Annotated in this window: 22 protein-coding genes and 1 pseudogene; 11 read left to right on the top strand and 12 right to left on the bottom strand. The window is 39.9% G+C overall.

Going from position 1 to position 21,093, the window contains the following annotated elements; all coding sequences use genetic code 11:
* Nucleotides 1-252: 252 nt before the first annotated feature.
* Nucleotides 253-927, top strand: coding sequence for a response regulator (locus tag ACM0OS_RS20265; protein ID WP_414545000.1), 675 nt, complete (start codon nucleotides 253-255; stop codon nucleotides 925-927).
* Here ACM0OS_RS20265 and ACM0OS_RS20260 read toward each other — a convergent pair.
* The 4 genes from ACM0OS_RS20260 to ACM0OS_RS20245 all read right to left on the bottom strand — a co-directional run bounded on the left by ACM0OS_RS20260 (nucleotide 920) and on the right by ACM0OS_RS20245 (nucleotide 4,146).
* Nucleotides 920-1,513: a DUF6753 family protein gene (locus ACM0OS_RS20260; RefSeq protein ID WP_414544999.1), complete on the bottom strand. Its 594-nt coding sequence runs from the start codon at nucleotides 1,511-1,513 to the stop codon at nucleotides 920-922. The two genes, ACM0OS_RS20265 and ACM0OS_RS20260, sit on opposite strands and share 8 nt — an antisense overlap.
* A 148-nt stretch (nucleotides 1,514-1,661) precedes the next feature.
* On the bottom strand, nucleotides 1,662-2,369 hold the full coding sequence (locus ACM0OS_RS20255) for an ATP-binding protein (protein ID WP_414544998.1): 708 nt from the start codon (nucleotides 2,367-2,369) through the stop codon (nucleotides 1,662-1,664).
* A gap of 38 nt (nucleotides 2,370-2,407) precedes the next feature.
* Complete coding sequence (locus ACM0OS_RS20250) at nucleotides 2,408-3,241, bottom strand: hypothetical protein (protein WP_414544997.1); 834 nt, start codon at nucleotides 3,239-3,241, stop codon at nucleotides 2,408-2,410.
* Nucleotides 3,238-4,146 carry a hypothetical protein gene (locus tag ACM0OS_RS20245; RefSeq protein WP_414544996.1) on the bottom strand — a complete coding sequence of 303 codons (909 nt, stop codon included), beginning with the start codon at nucleotides 4,144-4,146 and terminating at the stop codon, nucleotides 3,238-3,240. The genes ACM0OS_RS20250 and ACM0OS_RS20245 overlap by 4 nt, the downstream gene beginning before the upstream one ends.
* A gap of 294 nt (nucleotides 4,147-4,440) precedes the next feature.
* Between ACM0OS_RS20245 and ACM0OS_RS20240 the strand changes: the two genes are divergently transcribed.
* The 3 genes and pseudogenes from ACM0OS_RS20240 to ACM0OS_RS20230 all read left to right on the top strand — a co-directional run.
* Entirely contained in the window at nucleotides 4,441-5,082 is a 642-nt protein-coding gene (locus ACM0OS_RS20240; RefSeq protein ID WP_414544995.1) for an AAA family ATPase, read from the top strand.
* A complete protein-coding gene (locus tag ACM0OS_RS20235; protein WP_414544994.1) occupies nucleotides 5,069-5,983 on the top strand; it encodes a ParB/RepB/Spo0J family partition protein in 915 nt (304 codons plus the stop codon). The genes ACM0OS_RS20240 and ACM0OS_RS20235 overlap by 14 nt, the downstream gene beginning before the upstream one ends.
* Before the next feature lie 657 nt (nucleotides 5,984-6,640).
* Nucleotides 6,641-7,048: pseudogene (locus ACM0OS_RS20230) on the top strand (transposase); the annotation flags it as partial.
* Nucleotides 7,049-7,162: 114 nt separating this feature from the next.
* Here the strand turns inward: ACM0OS_RS20230 and ACM0OS_RS20225 are convergent.
* Nucleotides 7,163-7,321, bottom strand: coding sequence for a hypothetical protein (locus ACM0OS_RS20225; RefSeq protein ID WP_414544993.1), 159 nt, complete (start codon nucleotides 7,319-7,321; stop codon nucleotides 7,163-7,165).
* Nucleotides 7,322-7,572: 251 nt separating this feature from the next.
* Here ACM0OS_RS20225 and ACM0OS_RS20220 point away from each other — a divergent pair, with 251 nt between their 5' ends.
* The 5 genes from ACM0OS_RS20220 (at nucleotide 7,573) to ACM0OS_RS20200 (ending at nucleotide 12,412) form a co-directional block, all read left to right on the top strand.
* Nucleotides 7,573-7,887, top strand: a complete 315-nt coding sequence (locus tag ACM0OS_RS20220) for a hypothetical protein (RefSeq protein WP_414544992.1) — start codon at nucleotides 7,573-7,575, stop codon at nucleotides 7,885-7,887.
* 472 nt (nucleotides 7,888-8,359) lie between these two features.
* A complete protein-coding gene (locus ACM0OS_RS20215) occupies nucleotides 8,360-9,319 on the top strand; it encodes a ParM/StbA family protein (RefSeq protein ID WP_414544991.1) in 960 nt (319 codons plus the stop codon).
* A 5-nt stretch (nucleotides 9,320-9,324) separates the two neighbouring features.
* A complete protein-coding gene (locus ACM0OS_RS20210; protein WP_414544990.1) occupies nucleotides 9,325-9,633 on the top strand; it encodes a hypothetical protein in 309 nt (102 codons plus the stop codon).
* Between the two features lie 9 nt (nucleotides 9,634-9,642).
* Entirely contained in the window at nucleotides 9,643-11,352 is a 1,710-nt protein-coding gene (locus tag ACM0OS_RS20205) for a DEAD/DEAH box helicase (protein ID WP_414544989.1), read from the top strand.
* A 19-nt stretch (nucleotides 11,353-11,371) separates the two neighbouring features.
* Nucleotides 11,372-12,412 (top strand): hypothetical protein, encoded by a 1,041-nt coding sequence (locus ACM0OS_RS20200; protein WP_414544988.1) that lies wholly within the window; start codon nucleotides 11,372-11,374, stop codon nucleotides 12,410-12,412.
* A 50-nt stretch (nucleotides 12,413-12,462) separates the two neighbouring features.
* Here the strand turns inward: ACM0OS_RS20200 and ACM0OS_RS20195 are convergent, their stop codons facing one another.
* Genes ACM0OS_RS20195 through ACM0OS_RS20180 form a run of 4 tightly spaced genes read right to left on the bottom strand, consistent with a single transcriptional unit; the run spans nucleotide 12,463 to nucleotide 15,561 of the window.
* A complete protein-coding gene (locus ACM0OS_RS20195; protein ID WP_414544987.1) occupies nucleotides 12,463-13,158 on the bottom strand; it encodes a hypothetical protein in 696 nt (231 codons plus the stop codon).
* Nucleotides 13,159-13,160: 2 nt separating this feature from the next.
* A complete protein-coding gene (locus tag ACM0OS_RS20190; protein WP_414544986.1) occupies nucleotides 13,161-13,628 on the bottom strand; it encodes a hypothetical protein in 468 nt (155 codons plus the stop codon).
* Nucleotides 13,629-13,631: 3 nt separating this feature from the next.
* Entirely contained in the window at nucleotides 13,632-14,699 is a 1,068-nt protein-coding gene (locus ACM0OS_RS20185) for a tyrosine-type recombinase/integrase (protein WP_414545006.1), read from the bottom strand.
* 1 nt (nucleotide 14,700) lies between these two features.
* The gene (locus tag ACM0OS_RS20180) at nucleotides 14,701-15,561 is read right to left on the bottom strand and encodes a hypothetical protein (protein WP_414544985.1); all 861 of its coding nucleotides are present in this window, start codon (nucleotides 15,559-15,561) and stop codon (nucleotides 14,701-14,703) included.
* Nucleotides 15,562-16,189: 628 nt separating this feature from the next.
* On the opposite strand from ACM0OS_RS20180, the gene ACM0OS_RS20175 reads away from it, so the two are divergent.
* Nucleotides 16,190-16,543 carry a class I SAM-dependent methyltransferase gene (locus ACM0OS_RS20175; RefSeq protein WP_414544984.1) on the top strand — a complete coding sequence of 118 codons (354 nt, stop codon included), beginning with the start codon at nucleotides 16,190-16,192 and terminating at the stop codon, nucleotides 16,541-16,543.
* Between the two features lie 1,165 nt (nucleotides 16,544-17,708).
* Here the strand turns inward: ACM0OS_RS20175 and ACM0OS_RS20170 are convergent.
* On the bottom strand, nucleotides 17,709-18,179 hold the full coding sequence (locus ACM0OS_RS20170; RefSeq protein ID WP_414544983.1) for a GNAT family N-acetyltransferase: 471 nt from the start codon (nucleotides 18,177-18,179) through the stop codon (nucleotides 17,709-17,711).
* Between the two features lie 350 nt (nucleotides 18,180-18,529).
* Here ACM0OS_RS20170 and ACM0OS_RS20165 point away from each other — a divergent pair, with 350 nt between their 5' ends.
* The gene (locus ACM0OS_RS20165) at nucleotides 18,530-18,913 is read left to right on the top strand and encodes a nuclear transport factor 2 family protein (RefSeq protein ID WP_414544982.1); all 384 of its coding nucleotides are present in this window, start codon (nucleotides 18,530-18,532) and stop codon (nucleotides 18,911-18,913) included.
* Nucleotides 18,914-19,427: 514 nt separating this feature from the next.
* Here ACM0OS_RS20165 and ACM0OS_RS20160 read toward each other — a convergent pair.
* Together ACM0OS_RS20160 and ACM0OS_RS20155 are read right to left on the bottom strand one after the other, a co-directional pair.
* Nucleotides 19,428-19,961 (bottom strand): cysteine hydrolase family protein, encoded by a 534-nt coding sequence (locus tag ACM0OS_RS20160; RefSeq protein ID WP_414544981.1) that lies wholly within the window; start codon nucleotides 19,959-19,961, stop codon nucleotides 19,428-19,430.
* A gap of 417 nt (nucleotides 19,962-20,378) precedes the next feature.
* Complete coding sequence (locus ACM0OS_RS20155; protein ID WP_414544980.1) at nucleotides 20,379-20,744, bottom strand: hypothetical protein; 366 nt, start codon at nucleotides 20,742-20,744, stop codon at nucleotides 20,379-20,381.
* Nucleotides 20,745-21,093 lie beyond the last annotated feature (349 nt).

Here is a 21,093-nt window from a genome sequence, read left to right as displayed (position 1 = left end):
TGGAAAATGAAAAAATATATATTATGCCTACGGCACGCTGCGCGAACGAGACACGTAGTGCAATAAATATTGCGTCCGCTAGCTCAAGCTCCTAAATTTATTTATGGAGTTCTTAATTTTGAATTTTGAATTTTGAATTGGAGAGAAGCGACTTGACAATTATTACAAATCTCAAAGTTTAGACATATGATGTATTTTCTTCCTTTGTCTGTGGTATAAATATTGAAATACGTAAATCCATAAGGTATCGCAATGATTCGTATCTTAATCATTGAAGACGAACCCCTCATCAGAATTGGCATCAGGACAGCGATCTCAGAAGATTCAACTATGCAAATATGTGGTGAAGCCGAATCAGGAGAACAGGGTCTTAAATTAGTCCAAGAAACACACCCTGACATCGTTTTACTTGATATCGGTTTACCCGATGTTAGTGGTTTAGATTTGATTCCTGTGATTAAAGAACAGTTTGATACAAAAGTAATAATTATCACTTCTAATACCCAAAAATACACAATCAATAGTGCCTTAACTTTTGGGGCAGATTCCTATTTGCTCAAGCAAGATGTAGACATCATGAAATACGCAATTCAACGAACTTTTAAGGGAGAAAATTTTTTAGACCCTAAAATTACTAAACAGGTTTTACAAAAAAATTCCCAAAACAGGGGACTCAGAAAAGGTAAATTATACGAACAAGAACTCACCACTACTGAAATTGAGATCCTGAAATTAATCGGTCGAGGGCTTTCCAATCGTGAAATCGCCAATAAATTATTCGTCACTACCAACACCGCTAAGTCTCACGTTAATAGTATTTTTACCAAACTCAATACAAAAAACCGTGTCCAAGCTGTAACTAGGGGGGAGGAACTTGGCTATCTCCAAGTCCGTAATCTTGAAGCCTTTTTGCTAGAAGTTATCTAATTTTAATTAGGCAATGTCCTTGCAACTGATTTTCTTTTTTGCATACCGAGATAGTTGATTGATTCTCTCGCACAAGCTTTCTCACAAATTCACCATCTTCTGATTTTGCCCACTCTAGAAGTTGCAAATCATTATTGGTCACAATAGATGCTGGTCCTACGTGCCTAACGACAACATTCCAAGTCGTCAATGACCCCAACAGCGCACCTAACGCCATCACTCCTCCCAATATTGCAGATACAGGCCATATCCCTAACTTCAATCTTCCCGATTGTAGTCCTTTCAGATTTGGTAATTCTTCCTTCAGTACTTCCCTTACAGAGTCAGATACTACTGCATAGTGCATTGATTGCGTGGTCTTACTTGTTTTCTCTAACTTTCTGTCAATCAAGACTGCCCACGCTTCTACCATCGCTTCCATTCTCGCTGGGATTTCTATCATTGTTTCTTCATATCTTCCCAGCGTCAGCATGATCTGAAACATTGGGTCATCTGGTGAAATTCCAATATTCGCCGCTAATTCCCTAATCCTTGCTTTCTCTGATTCTGAATATCCCTGTATCACTTCTTCCACTGAAGTTGCCATCTTTTTCTCCTAAAAATGTAAGAATTCAGCACTCAGGAGTCAGAAGTCAGAATTTAAAAATGATTATAGGATAAGTAAATTGATTCACCAAATATTTTTCTTATCTTTAAACCTTCTGAATCCTGAATTCTGAATCCTGAATACTTACCTAAAAATCACAACTAGATAACCCCAGATAATTACTAGCTACTGCATTATTTAAAATTACGTCATTGAAGTTTTGTATCCAGCGATATATGTATGAACGATAAACAACATATACTGATGTATCATTCGGTATCTGCGAGTAAGGTTTATTCGTCCTTTCCATTGCTTCATAGTGGTCAGTGTGCAATTTAGTTAAACTTAACTCTACACCACTATTCAAATACAACTTATCCTGCATACTACTCTGGTAGTTCTTGAAGCGATTATCAAAGTGTTGGTTTTTTATGACTACATAATCGACTTGCTGTTTAGCAAACTCCAAAAGACTTTCCATGTATTGCAGACAATCTAATCTGTGCGATATTGGTTGAATAAACGTTAATTTCCCATCAAACTCAGCCGACAATTTTAGCAACTGTGATTTACTAATTAAATCGCAAATTCTATCTATACATTGCCCCGGCATATCCACAATAATTACATCAAGTTGCTGATTCGTAAAATCTTCTAATACTTGGTCTGTTTCATCCTTGAAAAAATCTAATCTTTCTACAGTAATTAAGTTACTGTAAGCTTGTAGTTTGGGGAAATTATCATGACTGTAGGCTTTTACTGTTTTCCCTTGAGAATGCAGTAAATCTATCAAAAGTTTACAGACTGTTGATTTTCCTACACCAGAATCACCTACAGCCATTATTATTCTTTTCATTAGGGTGCCTTGGGCTGCTATTTTGAATTTTGAATTGTTCACACCCCTAGTAAATGTTTCACAGATTTAATTGATTCATTAAATTCATCCATCCATGCCCCTACTCTACCTTTGACAGCAATCCTTTTGTTCTGTTCTATTCCCTGGGCAAAAGTTAAGCTATTTTCATCAAGATAGTCATAGGCATGTTCAATCAAATCTGGCATTGATATTTCTCGGATATATTTGCTCTTTTTTGCATCATTTTTTATTTCTTTAAGTGCCGGAGAATTGTTATATCTCCGAAAATCTCCTTCCTCTCCAAAAAAGTAATTCTTTACCACCACATAATCTACATGGTTTTCATAAGAATTATATAAATCTACGAACTGATTAACTGAATCGATTGTGCGGCTAATTACTACTACCATTGTCACCCGCATATCATACGCATTTTTGATAGTCTCCAAAAACTTCATTCTCTTCAGGAAATCTTTCAAGATATTGCTAGATTGCGGTGGCAATTCTAGTAAAAATAATGGTTTTGGTATAAATTCTATCTCTCCCCCTTCTTTATCTTCTTTTTCTGGTGGTTCTATATATTTCCCTAATTGTTCCATGAAGTTTGTATCAATTTCTCCTCTTTTAAATATGTTCAAAGGTTCAATTGTACATTCGCTTCCGTAAAATCTTCTAATTTGTGGATTCGACATATCCGCATCAAACGCTATAAAATCTTTTTTCTCGTCAAGATATACTTGCAACAGTCCTCTCGCAAATGTACTTTTTCCTACTCCCCCTTTATCTCCTGTGACTATCACTAATCTTCGAGAACATATTTGTTCTGGTGTGGTTTCTTGTGTGGCTTCTTGTGCTGTTTCTGGTGTAGTCATTTTTTTTCTTCTTCCCATAACTTAATTATTTCATTGCGGAAATTTTCTAGCAGTCTTATATAAAACTGTTCAATACTTTCGATATGTCCCAAGCTTGATATATTAGTGATAGAATTTAATGCCTGTAATACCAATCCCTGCTTTAGTATTTCTCCAGGTAACTCTGCTTGATTTTGATATAGCCTTTTCAGCACTACAAAAACTACTAAATCTAGTTCTTGTGCCATCAACAAATCTGTCGTTGATATGACTAAATCATGGTACAAGTACTCATATCTATCGAACTCTCTCACTACATTTTTGACTATCTCAAAATAAGTTGATCTCAGATATTCCTCTTCATTATTTTTTAGAGCTGGGCAATCTGTTGTTATCGGCAACTTTTTCTGTATTAAGCGTAGGTAAAAATCAATTGTTTCCTCTATTTCTTTTGTTTCTTCTTGAATGAACCCTTCATTTTCATTTAGGTAATTGATTAACGATTCTTTTGATTTATAGTCAATATTCTTGAATCTATGTTTTGGCGGATAGAAACAAAAATTGTTTTTTTTTAAGTTCGGCAGAATCTTAGTCCTTACCCACTGCGCCAAATTTTTTATCTGTTTTAGGTCTACATACTTCTCCAATGCATAAATACTCGTAGCGCACATGGTGAACACTTGGATATTTTCACCATCCATCACCACAATTCGTTCCGTTAATTCCACCTCATAATCGTTAAACTGCGAATTACCAAAAAGTATCTGGCATACATCTGAAGCAAATAATTCTATCCCTCCTGGTGCATCTATCACTCGCACTATCTGTCCCGTTGGCTGCCTGAACTCCAACGGATGCCATATCTCATCCATATATATATGTATCCGCAATGCCGTTGTTTGCAATATGGCATATCCTTCTCCCACAAAGTAATATCCAAAACTACGATCCTAATTTCATACTTTCTTACTATTGCTGTTTTAGACAAGTTATGGTATAAGATGGTGTCAAAAGGAGTGTGCAATTCCCTAAAAATCACTCAAGGACTCTCTCAACAACTACTGCCTCTCATCCCCACACTTCGCTATCGCTGCGTATGGGGTCTTCCTAGCAAAACAGATAAAAAAACTCATTTAAGGGAAAAACTGATACTATTACTGCTAAATAATGAAAGTTAATTGTGATGCAAGCAATAATACATTGAGCATATTATAAAAATTATGATTATCGGGTTAACAAACCAGAAGGGGGGCGCTGGTAAAACTACTGTATCTGGTCATCTGGCGTATTGGTTAAGTAAACGTGGAACAGTAATTGTTGTAGATGCAGATGCACAGCAGAGTAGTACAAACTGGATGAAAGATTTACAACTGCCCTGCAAAACAATGATTGACCCAGATGATTTATTTGATCAACTGCCATTGTTGGCAGAACAATATGATGCTGTAGTTGTAGATGGTCCAGGTAGTTTGAGTGAGACAACCAAGGCAATCTTATCTAGATGTGACCTAGCCCTAGTACCCTGTAAACCAGCAGGTCTAGATATGCACAGCACATCAAAGATGGTGAGAATTTTACGTCAGGCAAGAGAACTGCGCTCTGGTATGCCCCATGTTGGTTTATTTTTAAATCAGGCAAAAAAAGGAACTGTATTGCTTAAGGATTCTCAAAGAGCTTTGTCTGACAAGAATACTGGGTTTCCCCTCTTAAAAACGATGATATATGACCTCCAGGTAATTGCTGATGCACCAGGGCAAGGAACAACTGTTTGGGGTCTACCGGGTGCAACTGCCAAACGTGCTGCCAAAGATTTTGAGGCACTGTTTACCGAAGCCTGGGGGGTAATCAATGGCAAGAGATAGACGCATGGTAGAAGATTTTATCTTTAGGGATGATACCAAGCAGACTAAGGCCACTATGCCCTTAAGTCTAATTGTGCTGCCCAAAGCAGAACTACGGTACTACATCGATCCAGAAGAGGTAGACAAAATTGTCGCTTCTGCCAAAAAAAACGGCATTTTAGAACCACTCCTAGTCCGTCCTATTCCCACAAGTGAACAGCATGAAGTAGTAGCAGGAGCAAAACGCTACAGAGCAGCACAGATACTGGAACTAGCTGAAGTTCCTGTTGTTGTCCGTGAACTTAATGATGAAGATGCGCTGGAAATTGCCCTCATTGAAAACTTTGCCCGTTCAGCACTTACTGACCTTGAGGAAACAGATGGAGTTTTGCGCCTTTTGGCTGTTAAGTTAAAGATTGAACTTTCAGAAGTACCACCAATACTGCATCACATTCAAAATCAACAACGTGGTAGAACTGCTGCCAATAACGTTATTGGCAATGATGTAATTGATTTAGTCCAATCTTGTTTAACATCGCTTGGTAACATTAAACTAGACTCATTTATCAGCAATCGTCTTCCAATACTCAATTTACCTAGCGATATTTTAGAGGTACTACGCCAAGGGAAACTAGAGACAAGTAAAGCCAAAGCGATCGCAAGAGTTAAAGATAAGGAAACTAGAAAAGAATTGCTAGAAGATGTGATCGCCTATAATTTCTCACTAAGCGAAATCAAGCGTAAAATTCAAGAAATCGAGCAGCAGTCTCAACCAGAAGCCCCATCATTAAAACACTTAGCTGATGACACATTTCGCCGCCTAAAGAAATCCCAAATCTGGAACGATCCTCAAAAGAAGACAAAAGTAGAAAAGCTTTTAATTGAGTTAAAAGTACTGATAGAAGATGGAACCCCACAGTGAAATTAAAACTACAACCAAGTTTAAAAAATCTAGTCAATAACAGGATGTCGGGAGGGGTAGAGTTAACCTCATATTAATCAGTCAGCATAGTGAGTAAATAACAAATGTTTGAAGCCGAAAATAACCCAAGGGTACAAAACAATACCAAGTGTTGTCTTGGAACATTGTTTCGGTGATTGATGATGGGCTTGGTACAAGCCAATACTGTCCTAATTTTAGCCATTGCATTCTTAGCCATTTAACCAGATTTTTTAGAGTGTTCGCATTGAATAGAAAATATTGAGTGAAGTCCCTAACCATACTGAAAAGTTGAGTAGGTAAGCGAAAACAATATAGAAAGCGAAGTATGGACTTACTCAGATTTCTCTTGGTTTTGGACATACTCGATAAGCTTGTCCAGGGGGCTTGTGCGCCAACGTTAATAATCGCGTAAGATACCGACAAAAATTGAGCCTTCGTTTCCCAATAAAACTTTTTTAGGTGTTCGATTAGATATGGTTTAATAACATCAAAATCAAGATACATGGGTTATCTCGACATCTAATTGATAGTAACTACAGTCACACGCATTAGTAGCTAACAAAAACAAATGTCAACTTTCTATGCCAATTTAAATCAAGAAAGTAGCAGGGGTCACTACAACAATCTCTTTGACAATGGATTGATAAAGTTAATTTACTCAAAACTACTCCAGGCATTGGCCAAGTAATTTCGACAACTCTGGTTTCGGATTTACCAGAACTGGGTAAGCTAACTGCCAAACAAATCTCGCGTCTAGTTGGCGTTGCACCAATTAATCATGATAGTGGGCAACACAAAGGTAAGCATATGATTAATGGTGGTCGCGCCCATGTTCGTGCCACTCTTTATATGGGTGCTGTGGTTGCTATGCGTCATAATCCCGTGATCAAAGCTTTTTATGAGCGTCTTGTTGAACGTGGTAAATCTAAAAAATTGGCTCTAACGGCTTGCGTTCATAAAATGTTAGTCATTTTAAATGCAATGGTTCGAGATAATTTGCCTTGGCGTATTTCTGACAGCTGTCACACAATTGTTCCCGTTTAGCAATAGCGTCTTTTTATACTCTTAATTAGTCTCCCCCGTGAGCGATCGCTATCTCCGGGATAAATTTTTCATGCTCTTTTTGCCTACACGCGAAATCCAGCAACTGGGGAAGATTCAGCGGCGAAGCGGAGTGGCTGGTACGGGCAAAAAGACTTTTGGCTGTTCGTCAAGATAGTCACAGCCCGCACCAGCCACCGCTGAATCTAGCGCAGCGTTCCCCAGTTGCGTCAATCTTTCTAGTTGCTGTTTTTTCTTGGCGATCGCACTTGACATTCAAGACAGTCGCTACAATTTATCCTTAACTGAACCGTATTGGAGTCTGGGGGTAAAGAAAAAGTTGAGCAATAAAATTAATACCCTACTCTACATCCAATTGGTTTAAAGCCCACGCCAGGCAAGCTCAAGTTGCTTAACCAGCTTACGCAGATGGCTCCTCAATTTATTCAGCGAGATACCCACTCAGCCCACTCCCTTCTTAAGCCTTCAAGAATTCAATCACATCAGAGAAAACACATACTATCGATATGACACAAGTTTCACAGCCCCGTCGCCACCTTATTTCACAACCATCTTTAATTCCTCTATCAAACATTAATCATCGCGGGGAATATAGCAATATTCTGGCTTTGCCTTGTCGGGTTATATTTGAGCGCCTACGAGAACAGTTGATAGAAACGCATTACAACTGGTTTATTGCCATCGACCCTGAAAGTAAAAATTATTGGATTGACCAGACTTTTCCAGGAATAAACCGACCAGTCTGCTATTTCTATGGTGATAACGATCCTAAGCTAACCATCTTTCGCCTAAATGAAACTGGAACCTGTTGCAAACTATGAATTTAGGTGCTTTAGGTGATGTCAGAGGGGAGTTTCCTGCAATTGCTGTTTGAGCCTAAAATTACCGCAATTGAGTTACGGGGAGTATGTCAAATTTCTCATTATTAACTATACGCTCATTCAAAATTATTTTTTTTACTTTGAAATTTGCATTCAAAAATGATCAACTTTTTTTGTTATGGTCACAAATTGAAATTTTACAAATTTCCTCTGGGGTATATATAGCCCCCATATATACCCCAAAACACTTTGAGATATTTGATGACAATTTAGCCCCTATATAGGGTATATATAGGTGATGCTTAGGGTACTTTTTCTGATTATCACTTTATACCCCACTTGACCCCCAAGAAAATTCTGATAAACTCACACAAGCACAGAAAAAACTGGCAGCACGTTTTCTCCTCTGTCTCCTGCACCCTCTCATCTAAACAGATCATTTTCTTCAACAAATCGTATTCACTTATCCCCCATGTCTAACATTCACACTTTGCAAAAAATTTTTCCGGCTGGCTTTGATAACGGTTATGGCAGCCTGAAACTTTTAGTCGATGGCTTTGAAGTTATTCGTGTCCCCAGCTATATTTCCACTGCCGAAATGGAAGATGTCCCAGGAAGAGTCGTTTTTAACGGTACTGCTTACACCGTTGGCGAATCCGCTTTTCGCACAGGTTATCATTTTGACCGCAATACTGATCACAATGAAAATAAAGTCAACAATGCCCTCTTAACATTATTTGGTGCATTGGCACATCTACCACACCGTAAGGCTTGGCATTTAAAATTAGTTGTCAGCTTACATGATGTCGGTTTAGCAAAAAACTTAACACAAAAACTCAACGGAGAATATCAACCTATACTGGCTGGTAAAAAATCAGATGTCACACTCGAAGTCCTCAAAGTAGTACCAGAGGGCATGGGTGCATTGTTCGGGCAGTTACTTCCCCCAAAATTAACCGTTTTAGATTTTGGCAATGGTACGACTCTGTATTCCCGGTACAATCAGGGAAAGCGAGAAGTTCACACCCCCTACCCCGCAGGCGTTGAAGTTCTCATCGATGATATTTCCCAAAAAATGAAACACCTCAATGGTGGTAAAATCGGCGACCCCTCTAAGATTCGCTTTTGCTTGGAAATGGGACATACCAAGTACAGTCGTGATATCGATATTAAAGATGTCTACAGCACTTGTTTGAAGGATTGGTATGAGAAATATTTAAAAAAGCCTGTCAATCTCACACTCGATGCTAAACATCAAGGGGATGAAATTTGGGCAATTGGTGGCGGCTGTCTGTTACCTGGATTCAAAAAGCTATTAGAAAAAAACGGGTTCACAATTCTCGATAATCCGGTAGAAGCTAATGCCTTTGGACTTCTAGAGATGGCAAAAACTATTATGAAAAAAAATTCTGCAAGCACAGTTGCTAGGTAATCACAATGGCAGATAAACAAGACTTAGCTCCGGAAAAAGTTCGCATTAAAGATAGCTACCGTGAACGTATATTTGCTGAATCACAACAATTAGATAAAAGTTACCTGGAGACACTCTACTTTATCATTGATTGCTATTTCGCTTTCAAAAAGGGTGCATTTCCCATACAACAATTAGTCTCACAAGGCACACATACTCCAGCTTTTATACCCAGGAATACTGAGCAAAATAAACAAGACCAGCAACTTTCATCTACATCCGAAACCCTGGAAGAATCTGACAATCAAACATTCACACTTGACTTTGATTTGTAAGGATGCATTATGCAGAAAAACTACACATTTAAATTTAATTCTTCTGCTGCCTTAGAAGCCCTCAAAACAGGTAAATATGACCCCATCGACTTCTACGAGGCGCGTTTAGACCTGTTCAACCTCTCAGTTATGGCAGATTATGACCAGCTCGTTTGTTTGCCAACTCTCACTGCCATCGACAAATACTGGTATCAGATTGAAACAGCCCGCAAAGTTCTTCGACAACTCGGTGGACGCGCATTACTTGCGGATGAAGTCGGATTGGGTAAAACCATTGAGGCGGGACTCATCATCGCCGAATACTTAGCTAGGGGTATGGTTCAGTCTATGCTGGTGTTAACTCCTGCATCCCTAGTTTCCCAGTGGCAATCAGAATTAAGTGACAAATTTAACATTTCTACTATCACTACAGATAATCGTGACCCCCAACAACCGCTAGACGAATTCTGGTCAAATAATCCGCGTATTATTGCTTCCTTAAACACCGCTAAGTCTGCTAAACATTATTCCCTCGTCACCAGTCGTAGTTGGGACTTGGTAGTTGTCGATGAAGCCCACCACCTGAAAAATCGCACTACTCTCAACTGGAAATTGGTCAATTCCCTCAATAAGCGGTTTATTCTTATGCTCACTGCTACGCCAGTGCAGAACTCCCTGATTGAATTGTTTAATCTGTTAACTCTCCTCAAACCCGGACTATTACAAACAGAAGCCGCTTTTAAAAAAGAGTATGTCCATTCCAGAAATGGACGCATCCCCAAAAATCCCGAAAAGTTACGCTCCCTGATGCGGGAAGTTATGGTGCGAAATACCCGCGCCTTGGTAGATGTCAAACTACCCAAACGCTTCGCCACTACAATTACCGTTACCCCAGCAGCAGGTGAGGAGAAACTTTACCAGGACTTGAGCGAGTATCTCCGTTCCTCAGAAGACAAGCTAGACAGACTTTCTCGTACCAATTTGCTAATGCGTGCTGGTTCATCCCCTGGTGCTTTGGCTGACTCCCTCAAACAATTGACTCTTCGCCTTCCTGATGAAGAACTGAAATCTTTAGCAAGACGCGCATCCCAGGTGAAGCAGGTTGAGAAAGCAAAGGTTTTGGTAGATATGCTCTCCAAATCTCGCCAAAAAACCTTGGTCTTCACCACCCATAAAGCCACTAGCACCTATTTGGCTAAAACTCTGCAAGCAGCAAATATCCCCTTTGCAGAATTTACTGGTGGCATGTCCCTCAAACAAAAAGATGAAGCTATCGCTGCATTTCGGGATACTGTTTCTGTACTGTTGGCATCTGAAACAGGCGGCGAGGGGCGTAACATCCAGTTTGCCAATGCGATCGTTAATTATGACCTCCCCTGGAATCCCATGAAAATCGAACAACGTATTGGTCGGATTCACCGCATTGGACAAACCCAGGATGTTTTTATTTTTAACTTTTGTCTCAAGGGCAGTATCGAAGAATATATTCTGCGGATATTACATGACAAAATTAATATGTTTGAACTAGTTGTTGGAGAAATTGAGACAATTTTAGGGAACGTGGATGATGAATTTGACTTTAGTGAAATTGTCATGGATATCTGGCTTAAGCATCAGGTCAAACCTGAATTAGATACCGCCTTCAACCAATTAGCAGATAACTTGTTAAAAGCCAAAGACCAGTATCAGCAAATTCAAGAACTTGATGAACAGATTTTTGGTGAAGATTTTGAAGCTTAAGAGACTAATTTAATTAGATATGATTTCTGACCCAATTATTGCTACTTTATCAAAAATTGTTTCTCTGCATGAGGGAATAGCAGAACCTGTTAATCAACACATTTTAAATGTATTGTTAACCCAAAACATCGCCTCTCTACTTTCGCTTCCCGAAGAAGTTACTTTTACCACTATTGCTGATGTACCTCAAAGTGTTTTCGTTACCTATCATTCAGAAGTTTTAAATAAGCTATCTGAACTATTATCTGCTAGAGGAACTATTAGCGCCTTGGGTGTTAAATTCAATGGCTATCTCAAAACTACGGGTTTTGAAAAGAGTATAGCAGAGATATTTGCCGCTCAAAATGGTTTAGTCCGTTTTGTTGATGCTAAACCTCAAATGACTCGTTACATCTTGTGTAATGCGGCTTATACAGCACATACTTCCGAAAAAAGGATTGGTTTAGTTTCCTTTATTATTAATGAAATCACCGGAGTTACCCCAGTCGAAATTGGTGATGCTTTGTTCTGGGAGGCTGATAGAATTCCTTTAGAGCATCAAGAAACACCATTATCTATTCCTTTTCATGATTTGTTGAGGTTAATCGAATATCAAAGTGAAACATTGATTGGACAATCTTTAGACCCTTGGCAAGCTAAATTGACAAGAGCTAGGGCTAGAGATGAAGAAAGACTCCAGGATTATTACAATACAATTAGCTCGGAAATTCGTCAGAAAATCGAGTCAAAACACCTCATTGGTGATGATAAAGACAAGGAATTAGCCCGAATTGAAGCTACACAAAGAGAATTGTCTAGGAAATTGTTAGATATCCAAGAGCGTTATGCTATGACTGTAGAAGCTGGCTTGCATAGTGCCATGATTATCCATTTACCTACTGTACATATTCAGTGTGAGTTGCAAAGAAAGAAAGCTAAACGTACTGTCACAGCAGTTTGGAATCCCTTCACTAAAATTATTGAACCTTTACGCTGTGAATTGTCAGGAGAACCTGTTTACAGTTTTTATCTCGATGATTTAGATGCTAAAATTATCTCTCCCACAGTTTGGAGAAAGTAATTTTTGACCTTTGTTCAAGGTTGGCAACCAGTTTTTTCTAATTATTTAGATTACTGGCTTAATTGGACTATACTTTGAGCAGAATTTCCCATTACCCAAATATCATGGCTATTGTAAAAATCACCACGTTGCTCCAATTGAAACCCACCCAGCAATAATCCCAACCATACCTCTACCATTGGCATTTTCAAAACTCGTTGCAGTTTAGCTAGACAAATTTCATCATTTACCTGTGCAAGATATGAGGCGATTGCACTTTGCCATCTTTCTACATCTTCATCACTTGCCAAGTTGCGAACATCCTCCAAACTCGTTACTTCTTCCACCATTGCCAACACTTTTTCCTTCTCCACCGGGGCTACTACTGAATCATTGGACTCACCTATATGAGAAAAGTGATGCGCCCCATGTGGTTTAAAAGTCTGCGGTATTACTGGTTCTATTAAATCGTCTAAATCTAACTGCATTGTTGTCCGTACTAATCCCGCAAACATATCGGTACTAATCACGGGACCTTCAGGATGATTTTGATCGCGTACATCCTGCAAAACCGACTCAGCACGAGATTTGAGAATATCTGCAATTTGAGAAAAAGCCAGTGCTGCGGTTGATAATTGTACTTCCACAGGTAAATCATGCAATTCTGCATCTAAACACTGCCATACTGCATCAAGTGAAGATGTTGGTGGAGCTTCTGACATCTCATCTAGCACATCCCAGATAGTTAACTGACGATACGTGGTCATAGTTATAATTCTGGATGTAATGGACAAGGGCGCACTGGACAATGAGATGGGCTAATCTCGAACATATCCTTATATTGATACAGCGAGACACCATATTCTTTGGCAAACGCCTGCAACACCTGATCTGTATAGGCGCGTATCTTCCCCGCCGTTAGCCCAAAACAGTGGATCGGCTCTAACCGACAAATCGGTTTTTGTCCCAACCATAGTTCTGCACCCAAGGCGTGTAATGGCTTATCCCCTGGTTCCTTATATAAATACAGCACTGCAAAATATGTTGCTGGCGGTTCAACTGCGATTGCCTCAATTTGTCCCGAATCATTTTTGCTGCGATTACGGTAGAATGAACGGCGATTGTGGCAAACCTTTGGATTCCAGCAGCCATCACCTTCTGTCCCATGCAGCACCTTAGCCTTAGATGTCGGTAACTTAGCACACAGTTGGCACTTCGGATCAAGTGGCTTGGGCATGGGTTACTCCGATTCTTCTTCACCGATAGCCTTATAATAAGCAGCGATCGCCGCTTCTTGTTCGCTACGCAATGTATACCGTCGAAATGCTTTCTCGCTTTGATGTCCCGTCAACTTCCGCGCATGGCTGGGATCAACACCCAATAGCAACAACTCGGTAGCGTAAGTATGCCGGAATTGGTGAGGATGCAAATCTTCAATGTCTGCTAATTCCCCAATTTTCTCCACTGCAAAGTAAATCCCGTGATAACTCAAGCGTTCACCCTTATATGAGGCATGGTGTGAAATCATTAATGGGGAGAGACTGTTGAGTTCTTCACCCAGTTCTTGCCGCGATCGCAAATATCCTTCTAGTACGTCACGGCTTTCCTTTCGCAACGGCACTAAGCGTGGTTCATTCGTTTTCGTATCTGGTAAAAACAGCAGTTTTCCATCAAACGAACCAACATTTAACTGCACGATTTCCCCGGCACGTAGTCCGTGACTGAGAATATGAACAAGTGCTGTATCCCGTTGTTTTGTTTCTCCTAACAATTCTAAAGCTGACCACACCCGTTCCATCTGTTCATCTGTTAAACTTTGGGCTGGTGGCAGTGGCACTTTTTCCAGCTTTATCCCCAATGTGGGATTAGTAGCGATTATATCTGGATATGTATAGCACATCCACTTAAAAAAGCTTTTAAGCGCGGACACCCCAGCATTGATACTACTTTTTGAAAGCGGTTTTTCTGAATCAGTCTTTACTTCGTCGCGTAAATATTCCTTGTATAAACCTAAGTGGCGCGGACGCAACTCATGATAGTGCAACTGAGTCCATCCCAAGAATCGCTTTAGTTCCCGTTCATATAGCTTGCGGCTGTTAGGTGCTAGGTTATTACTTCGTAAAAATTCTTGTACTTTGACAAAGCGGATATCAGTTGGTGCTGTTATTCTTCTCGACGTGTTACTCAGTTTTGTAGAATTTCTAGCAGATGCCGTATTGTCATTTTCTAGTGGGATCAGTTTTATTGGTGGTAAACTATCTTTTTCTGAACTATTAAGCGATCGCACTTTATTACTCCCCAGTTCCAGATTACACACCAGCTTCAGTCAATGCCTGGATTAAAGCATCCACCAAATCCAAGTTTTCTGCCCATTGTGTCAAATATTCGTAGTCTAAGCTTTCTGCTTGCAACTTTATTATTCCCAACACATCACGCCACTGCTTTTGCGACTGACTGACTCTACCCCAGCGTAACTTTTGTAATATTGTATCTTCTGCTGAGGCTACCCAAAATTTAGGTATCCCTTCTAAGTCGATCAGCCTGCGTCGTTCCATCTGAGACACTGCAAACGGTGAAACATCACTAATATACAAGTCGGCATTTGCAATAGTTTCTGTATGAGTGATATTCAGCATTCGCTCTTGCCCTTGCTTTAATCCTTCTACCGCACCCGATGGACAATAATACCCCGCTCCTTCCAGTATCGTCACTAATATATCAATATCGTTTGGTTTAATTTCTATTACCAAGTCTAAATCACGCGTTGAACGCGGTTCACCATGCAACGAAGCTGCTACACCACCACTCACATAGTAGGGAATATTTCTTGACTCAAAAATCGAGTGTAATTCTGCGGCAAGCGTTATTGAATCTTGAATCCACATATTTTCATCATTCCCTGTAGGTTGAAACTCAACCCTCCATTTTTCTGCTAATACAGCACGGCAAAAAATACCGCGAATTTCTTCTGGTGACGCTCCACGATGCCGCGATTTTATTCCTACAAGGCATAGTTTCTTCACTCCACGCTCATGAGCCGTGAACATTTCTAAGCGTTGTTTCCAGGAAAGTTGTCGCAGACGAGTAAACAGATATTTATCTGCCTCAATGTTCGTGTCAGCTGCTTGTGGCTGGTACTTTGATTGTGGACTTATTCCTGGAGAAACCATCTTGCTATTTACTGTTCAAGTTGTCTTATTTTGACAACTTATGACTGAGTTCACCAGAATTTTACCACACCTAACACAAAATAAGGTATCATTATCTTTTCTACGACAAAATCTCCGATATAAACGTACTTAGAAATACTCTATTATATTTTGTATAAAATTATACTGCACTGTCAGTATTCAAGGGCAGCGATCGCACTCTTCAAGATCAAATCTTTGAGAAGTGCGTATATTTTTTCCGTTTTCGGCACTTGCCAGGAATAAAATCAAGAGCCGTATCAATAATATTTTTGACAAAACCGAGATATTTAAGTGCTTTCGCCCTTCGGGGCGCGCCTCGACGGCTGGGGATTTTATTTTTTGGATCTCCCTTCGCACGATGAATCCTAGATTTATCATCTGGCTTTGTCATAGATTCTTATCTATGCATTGCTCTGAAAAATCAATTCACTATCGATAAAATAGGGTGCAAGTAAGAAACTCAGTTAAGAAAAATTTGATAATTTCGCTCAATACCTTTACCTATAAGGCTTGAAGCCGCCAGTGCATCGCAACTTTCTTGCGCGTTAATGGCTTCAAGAGCTTCCTTAACGTAAAATTTTTTCAAAACAACACAGTAACGCCTGATATGACTTACTCATCTCTAAGTGATTACAAACAGCAAATTCTCAATGACTTCAACAGTCGAACAAACTACGAGAATGAGTTTCATACAAGGGCTGCAAGACGATTAGTCCAGTTGTCAAAATTACAATCAGGTCAACAAGTTTTAGATATTGCTACTGGAACTGGTTTAGCGGCTATTGCTGCGGCGATGGTTGTTGGTTCTACAGGCAGTGTTTTAGGGACTGACTTTGCTTTGGGAATGTTGCAGCAAGCCAAGCAGAAAATTGGTAGCAGTCGGATCTTTCGTAACTATGTGTTGTTCGGTAAGCAGGTTTCCCAGCATAGTAATAGGTTAATTCTTTTGTTTTTCCCGTAGGGCTGTGAATTTCGATACCTGATATCATTCCTGTGTCAGGATCATATCTAGTCTCAACCTTTGAACCATCAGGGCGTTCGGCTACCTCTTTCCTGTGATGCCAAATCGACAGGTAGTTTCCACCTGGATTATATTTTTTATGCACAGAACCTTGAGCATAAATCTCTATTTCTTCAGTAGATAGTTCTCCTAAGTATTGATTTATTCCTGTGTTCGCTTGCTGAATCAAGTTGCAGGTAAGATCCAATGCTAAGTGTTGCCAATCTTTTGTTGGTTCTTCAGACTGCTCAAGACTAGCTTGCAATTCATCAATCATAGAACGGTATTGTATATAGTATTCAATATCATTTTTTTGTGAACTCATTTGATACTGTTCTACAATTGCTAACATCATATTAGTAATACTGGGATACCAAACTCCTGGTTCTGGAGATTCAAAATCAATATTAAGCATTAGGGAAGTATTTTGGGTTTCCTTATCCCCAACAACAACTCGGTAGCCTTTTAGGTCTTCTGTTGGATAGCCGCTACCAAGGTCATTAGTGATTGGCAACCAGTAAGGATTCCATAGTGGGTAAAAACTGTTTTCCATCTTGTAATACTCTTGCACAGCCACTTCCAATGGAAAGTACAAATAACCTCCATTACCCCACTCGTAGAGTTCATACAACTCTTTGGATAGCCGAAAGGGTAAAACTTTTATTATTTTCTCAATTTCATATCTTGTTAATCCTGGCTGCCAAAGATTGCTAAATTTAGGATTGTTCTGTTGATGCCATTTCTTAATTTCATTTAGAGTTTCAAGTAGTATTGTCATGGTGTTTTTTCTTCTACTAACACCCTAGTATTACCCTTAAACGGTTAGCAACCTAACAAGCAAATGAAATTGTAAGCAACTAAGAAAGAAATAATAAAAATTTTCTTACCTTACTCAAAAGCTTGACTTGTAAAGGTTTTTGTAGGCGCGACCGCGCACCTTGATTGCGATGTCATAGGCGATCGCAAATTCTAGCCCCGACTGCACAATAGAGATGCGAAAGGATGAATCTCAAAACTCTTGATCTTGCTCGTGTTAAGCCACCAGTTTAAGAAATACTGTTCTAAATTTTCTTACTTTGCTATCCTTTCGCTTCTGAACTAAAAGTTGTTCATGGGTTACTGTAGTCTACGCCGCATTCAACACTTTACGAAACACAATCTTATCAGATCCTGCCGTGTAGAAGTCCCGAATGCGAGCCTCTTCCTCGTAGCCCCACTTCGTGTAAAACTTCCTTGTGCGCTCAAAGCTCGCTAATGTTTCCACCAGTAGCATTCGTCCACCACGCGCCTTCAAAGTTTCTTCAACGTAGTGCAGCAGTTTGCCACCGCGTCCTTGTCCCTGGTGGTCGGGGCGAATGGCTATCAATTGTAGATTCCACGTCTGCTCGGTCATTCGTTCAGGCTCACAGTAGGCGACCCCCACCGGGCCGTCTTTGTCATCAAAGTCGGTGATCCAGAAGGGATTGCTGTCGGTGCTACCACCGAAGTAGTCAGCCAGCATTTTGCCGAGAGCCTCGATCTCGTGCGGTTGGAAACCGATTGTGTTGGCTACTTCAATCAGTGCCACTGTATCTTCGGGTTTTGTAGGTCGGATCATGGAGAAGTTAAATATATGCGTGAAGCATATAATAATCACCGAATTTACTTGAGCTTAATGCGGATAAATATAAAGTTTTGTATTTTACTTAGTTAAGTAACTAATAAATAAATCGTGTAATTAAGCTGCAAAAGTATTGTATCAACGTAAGCGAGATCCACGCGCGCTCAAAGGGCCAAATTTAACTTATCATTCACAATCGCTGCAACCCCTATTCTTTCGTTGAACTATCAACCCTGCTTATGGTTGCAGCAACTTGACTCAAAATAGGTATAATGTAGCACCCTTTCTCGCTGGCTTCACACCCTGTACTATGATCTCATCTAGGGTTGAATTAAACAACAAACAGCATGGATGCCATCCCCAAAGCCCAGGTCATCGCTAACGAGAAAAATCTTCTCTCAGCAATGAAAACCAATAACGTGGAACTTTTAGATCAACTGCTTCACGATGAGCTTCTGTTTAACGGGCCTAGTGGCGAAACAGTCACCAAAGCTATGGATCTGGAAAATTACCGTTCGGGAAACATCAACCTGCATACAGTTGAATCAAGTGAGCTAATGCTCAACATGGTCGCAGACGACGTTGTTGTTGCCGTCACAGTAGAGATAATAGGAAACTATTTAGGGCAAGAAATTAATGGCAAATTCCGCTATCTCAGGGTTTGGAAGCTATTTGAAAACAACTGGAAGGTGATTGCAGGAAGCGTAGTGACGTTAACCACCGACAACTGACGACTACTATTATAATTGCAGGTCACTACAGCTACTGAGGAGCTAATGACAACAATTTAGCCCATCCATTACACCCAATCGGGAGCATATGCAATCAATTGAGAAAAATCCTCTGGGCAAACTTCCTCAAATTCCAGCATCACCCCCCCCAACGCTGATCACCAGTGAGGTTTATGAGTACTTCTTTAACGAATCCCACCCCACTTTTGTTTTTAATCTAGGTGAGTGGTTTATTGACATCTGTTGTAGTAAAACCTAATTATTCGATTTTCATAAAACTAATTGTATATAAAAAACATAGTAAATTTACACTGTTCAACTTACTGCTGAGGCACTTGTCCAAGAAAATCCAGCATCAGTAACGATTGACGTATCGGTGATTGAAGTTCCATAACTAACTCCAGAAGAACAAAGCGTAGACACGAAGGACTATACCGTTCCACGCACCGCACTTTTGAGAAAGACTTCAAGATATGGCAATCGCATAATTCATATTATGATTCAGCAACGCCTTTTAGTTTATAGCAAGTCCCAAAGACAACATTGTAGGTAAATCGCTAAAAGAAATCACATATTTTTCGCCAATATTGCGTTTTAATATGTTAATTGCTGCTTCATGATATTCCTGTCCACCACTAGAAGCACAGGCATCTGACACTACAAATGTTTCAAATCCAGCATCAAATAGTCCTAAAGCTGTAGCCATCACACAAGCATCTGTATCAACCCCACACACTGCAACTGTAGTAATAGCGTCCCTTTGCAGAGCTTGAAGTAGGGCAGGTGACATCGGCGAATATGAAAGCTTATCAAACATCTTGCTGACAACGCCAATTAAGGCATAAGAAAGCTCCGTTTCATGCCCGGATACCATCTCGTTCCAGTTTACTTGACGTGAGAAATTAGGATTCCGGTTAAAAAAGCGAGTTGCCCAAACTTGATGAAACTGACTCGCATGAGCAACCACCTTTGGCACAACCGCCACACATTCAGGTGTAATCAAAAAGCCATTTTGTAAATCTACCGCTAACAAAATCCCTTTAATCATATTTTGTCCCTCTCCGGACAACCCCTGCTAAAGTAAAGACCTACGTAATAAAGCTACCTTATTTATATAAGTATTACAGCTAAATCAAGGTTTTAACTTTTTTACTGAGTAGTAAAATCACAGCAAATTTCCTTGATGCAAGTTAAGAGTTTACCTGTTTAAATATCAGCTTATCTTGAATTTGGTGCGGTGAGTTGAGACTAGGGTGCTGAAAGCGAAGGGCAGATGCTGGATGATTGTCACAGCAGTTAATGGCTTACTTTCAAATTAATTATGGTTTAATTGTTGGAGCAAGTTGACAAGGTTAGCCGCGTTAACTACATAAACACCATTAATTTTTGGCTGTGCAATTTCGTCCAGGTTTGCGTGTTTAAACTGGAACCACTTCAACTGGCTGACTCAAAGCTAGTTCCTCTATCAAATTTTTGTACAAGCTTGCTGTGTGAGGAGACGGTTGTTTTTATACACCTCTAAAGTTCCAGACTGTGGGTTATCTAACGTGCCATCCCATACCCAATATTCATAAATTCCATTCCGAAACTTATACACTCGAACACCTTCTGTTGCTTGGTTAGTTCCTTTACCCAAACTTAAATTACCGTTGGCACTGGTTGCGCGATAAAGCAGTTCACCGTTCGTATAATTCTGCCAAATATTGATGTTGTACCCACCCTGGCATTGTGTACTCAGGATGATGCCAGCAGTAGAATCAGCAGAAGCTCTTAAGGAAAAATTAGCTAAGATACTGATTGGCAGAGCCAGGAAGAACGCAAATGTTTTCATGAGTGTTGTAAAATTAATGAGTTTGACATTACTCGATTGCCACTACAATGCTGTTTCAAAAACGCCAAGGTGCGATCACCTTTTGGGCGGGCGCTTTGCGCCATCGCGTGCTAATTCTGCGACTTATTTGTGATCGACTGAACTAAGTGCTTCATTGATTAAAGGTGCAATGATAGCGATATTTTTCACCAACTCATCCGAGAGAGAAAATCGCTGTTTTAAGTAATTAGGATCGTTGTAACTCACCCATACCTTGCCGTCAGTCGCTTCCTATGCCAGTACTTTCAGGGGTAAATCCCCTAGCTATCTAATTGGTGTTGTTTGGAGGTAAACTGAAAAACACCTACCA

Source organism: Nostoc sp. CCY0012 (assembly GCF_963920855.1).
GTDB lineage: Bacteria > Cyanobacteriota > Cyanobacteriia > Cyanobacteriales > Nostocaceae > Cyanocohniella.
This window is presented reverse-complemented; position numbering and strand designations above follow the sequence as displayed.

Bases quoted from the DNA above. Each gene is read 5' to 3' on its own strand.
- ACM0OS_RS20210 (WP_414544990.1), top strand. From the start codon at position 9,325: ATGGCAGATAAACAAGACTTAGCTCCGGAAAAAGTTCGCATTAAAGAT.
- ACM0OS_RS20205 (WP_414544989.1), top strand. From the start codon at position 9,643: ATGCAGAAAAACTACACATTTAAATTTAATTCTTCTGCTGCCTTAGAA.
- ACM0OS_RS20195 (WP_414544987.1), bottom strand. From the start codon at position 13,158: ATGACCACGTATCGTCAGTTAACTATCTGGGATGTGCTAGATGAGATG.
- ACM0OS_RS20255 (WP_414544998.1), bottom strand. From the start codon at position 2,369: ATGAAAAGAATAATAATGGCTGTAGGTGATTCTGGTGTAGGAAAATCA.
- ACM0OS_RS20240 (WP_414544995.1), top strand. From the start codon at position 4,441: ATGATTATCGGGTTAACAAACCAGAAGGGGGGCGCTGGTAAAACTACT.
- ACM0OS_RS20190 (WP_414544986.1), bottom strand. From the start codon at position 13,628: ATGCCCAAGCCACTTGATCCGAAGTGCCAACTGTGTGCTAAGTTACCG.
- ACM0OS_RS20180 (WP_414544985.1), bottom strand. From the start codon at position 15,561: ATGGTTTCTCCAGGAATAAGTCCACAATCAAAGTACCAGCCACAAGCA.
- ACM0OS_RS20225 (WP_414544993.1), bottom strand. From the start codon at position 7,321: ATGTCAAGTGCGATCGCCAAGAAAAAACAGCAACTAGAAAGATTGACG.
- ACM0OS_RS20235 (WP_414544994.1), top strand. From the start codon at position 5,069: ATGGCAAGAGATAGACGCATGGTAGAAGATTTTATCTTTAGGGATGAT.
- ACM0OS_RS20170 (WP_414544983.1), bottom strand. From the start codon at position 18,179: ATGATCCGACCTACAAAACCCGAAGATACAGTGGCACTGATTGAAGTA.
- ACM0OS_RS20265 (WP_414545000.1), top strand. From the start codon at position 253: ATGATTCGTATCTTAATCATTGAAGACGAACCCCTCATCAGAATTGGC.
- ACM0OS_RS20250 (WP_414544997.1), bottom strand. From the start codon at position 3,241: ATGACTACACCAGAAACAGCACAAGAAGCCACACAAGAAACCACACCA.
- ACM0OS_RS20220 (WP_414544992.1), top strand. From the start codon at position 7,573: ATGACACAAGTTTCACAGCCCCGTCGCCACCTTATTTCACAACCATCT.
- ACM0OS_RS20155 (WP_414544980.1), bottom strand. From the start codon at position 20,744: ATGAAAACATTTGCGTTCTTCCTGGCTCTGCCAATCAGTATCTTAGCT.
- ACM0OS_RS20200 (WP_414544988.1), top strand. From the start codon at position 11,372: ATGATTTCTGACCCAATTATTGCTACTTTATCAAAAATTGTTTCTCTG.
- ACM0OS_RS20260 (WP_414544999.1), bottom strand. From the start codon at position 1,513: ATGGCAACTTCAGTGGAAGAAGTGATACAGGGATATTCAGAATCAGAG.
- ACM0OS_RS20160 (WP_414544981.1), bottom strand. From the start codon at position 19,961: ATGATTAAAGGGATTTTGTTAGCGGTAGATTTACAAAATGGCTTTTTG.
- ACM0OS_RS20175 (WP_414544984.1), top strand. From the start codon at position 16,190: ATGACTTACTCATCTCTAAGTGATTACAAACAGCAAATTCTCAATGAC.
- ACM0OS_RS20165 (WP_414544982.1), top strand. From the start codon at position 18,530: ATGGATGCCATCCCCAAAGCCCAGGTCATCGCTAACGAGAAAAATCTT.
- ACM0OS_RS20215 (WP_414544991.1), top strand. From the start codon at position 8,360: ATGTCTAACATTCACACTTTGCAAAAAATTTTTCCGGCTGGCTTTGAT.